This window comes from Microcoleus sp. N9_B4 (genome assembly GCF_036701635.1).
Lineage (GTDB): Bacteria > Cyanobacteriota > Cyanobacteriia > Cyanobacteriales > Microcoleaceae > Microcoleus.
This window is the reverse complement of the sequence record NZ_JAUBRC010000107.1, coordinates 1-2,146: the sequence shown is the minus strand read 5'-3', so window position 1 is coordinate 2,146 and position 2,146 is coordinate 1. Positions and strand designations below refer to the sequence as shown.

The following is a 2,146-nucleotide window of genomic DNA, read 5'->3' as shown; positions in this document are numbered from 1 at the left end:
TTGGTTGAGTCGATGGAAGGTATTATCCTTCGCACCTCTCAGTTAGATCCGGACGTGCTGGTTTCCCCGCATCCGGCTCCCGATGTTCTTGGCTTGCGCCTTTTGCTCATGTGGATATAATCGTGGCAGCTTTCGTGAACCGCTAGAAGGTTGTTTATTTTCGAGTTACTATGGTTTCCATCTACATGATGCAGATGTACCTTTTCATCGCCTAGCATTTTTAGACCACATTTCCCACATTTATGGTTTTGCCGTTTTAAAGCTTTAGAGGTTTCGCCGTTATAGAGCTTGCTGTTACGCTCACCCCAGTAGGCTATGTCTCCGTCGTAGGGAGATTTCTCTCCTTTGACATTGACAAATTTGTTTTCGGAGTAAGGAACCGTCGGGAACGCTTTTTCCATCAATTTCTTGACAGTATTACGATTCTTTTTTGCTTCCTTGTTGAATACCTTGAAGGCTCTATTTTTGATGAACCACAGTGAAAACCGTGAGCCATCCAATTTACAGTAGCGGTGGTAATTTCTCCAACCTCTAACTACAGGGGCTAATTTCTCAGCTTTGACCGTAGCACCATAATTCGAGTTGTTAACGATGTGTTTTACCTTCTGACGAAACGCTTTAAAATTGTCCGCTGATGGAACGCATCTAAATTTCCCGTTGTTTTGCACTTTGAACTGCCAACCGAGGAAGTCAAATCCATCTGTCGTAGCCGTTAGCTTTGTTTTCTTTTCACTAACCTTCATCCCTCGTTCTGCTAGAAATTCGCTGACTTTATCAAGTATTGCCGTCGCATCATCTTTAGGCTTGAGAATTATTACCATATCATCCGCATAGCGGACTGATTGGTGTATTTCCTCAATCCCATTGAGTGCAATATTGGCTAATAACGGACTTACCACACCCCCTTGCGGGGTTCCTTGTTCTGGAAATCCTGGATTAACTCCTGATTTTAGACAGCGGAATATTCCGGTCTTGATGCCTTTTGGGGCGATGAGTCGTTCCATAATGCTATTGTGGCTTATCCTGTCGAAGCATTTTTCGATATCAAGCTCGATAACCCGTTTCTCTATTCCGTTGCAGGAAGAGCGTAGATTATGAAACAGTTTTTTCTGCGCGTCGTGCGCCGATCTTCCTGTTCTGAACCCATAACTCTGAGCGTGAAAAGTTGCTTCGTGTGCTGGCTCTAGCGCGTATTTTGCGAGGCATTGCCACGCTCTATCGGCGATAGTTGGTATCTTAAGAAGGCGGGTACTCCCATCCTTTTTAGGGATTGGTATTGAACGTAACTTCTGATGTTTCCAGTTGTTACTTTTGGCTCTGAGTTCTTCACTCAGGGCAAACCTTTCCTCAAATGTGAGTGAGGCTTTTCCGTCGATTCCCGCAGTCTTTTTGCCAGCATTTAGTTGAGTTACTTGACGTATCGCCAACATTCTTGCAGCCCGAGATTTCAGAATTAGCTTTTGAAGGGACTTCGCTTTGGGCTTGTCTCCAACCTGAATCGCTTTAAACACTCGTTTTTGTAGGCGAAATAAGTCCCTTCGGAATTTCTTCCAAGGTAACATCTTCCAAGATTCACTAACATTGCTGCTGTGTCTAATCATGCTCTGCTCTAACTTATGTTTTCTGAACACCTCAGACCAATTACGGTCTGTCCTAACCGAATTAAGGGGGTTCCGCTGCTCGTCTAGCCTACTAGGGGTTCGACTTCCCCTTGACCCTCAATTCGTTTTTCTTCGTTCCCTTGGTTAGATTGATTGTTCCTTTAGGTGGAGCCAATTTAACTACTGGATTCCCTAGACTCTTGCCGATATTCGATCAATAATTCGGCGGGAATGAACTCCAGTGGAGTCGGGAGGTTGGTCTGTGTCCCGCTCTCGGATAAGTTACTTTTCTAGGCTCTGTTGCACCATTGGAACTCCCCATTAGCGCCATTGTCATCTCACAGTAGATGTCTGATTGCGCCCTGTTCCCAGCTTCACTCTCCGAAAATCGAGCTCGGTCGGTGTGGGCAGGTAAGGAGTCATGCCTGAGTCTGGCAGAAGGGACTTGCACCCTTATCACACCGAGAGTTCAGCCTTGTGGCTGGAAACGCTATGTACGGGCTTTCACCGTGATTTACGTTTCAACGAATCGCACTAATCATTCC

Annotated in this window: 2 protein-coding genes; one reads left to right on the top strand and one right to left on the bottom strand. The window is 45.5% G+C overall.

The annotated features are described in order from the left end of the window. Positions 1-38 precede the first annotated feature (38 nt). Positions 39-1,562, bottom strand: coding sequence for a reverse transcriptase domain-containing protein (locus QUA43_RS30610; RefSeq protein ID WP_445302024.1), 1,524 nt, complete (start codon positions 1,560-1,562; stop codon positions 39-41). 386 nt (positions 1,563-1,948) lie between these two features. On the opposite strand from QUA43_RS30610, the gene QUA43_RS30605 reads away from it, so the two are divergent. Continuing rightward, positions 1,949-2,146: hypothetical protein (locus QUA43_RS30605; RefSeq protein WP_333379517.1), on the top strand; the 198-nt coding region annotated here is incomplete at its 3' end.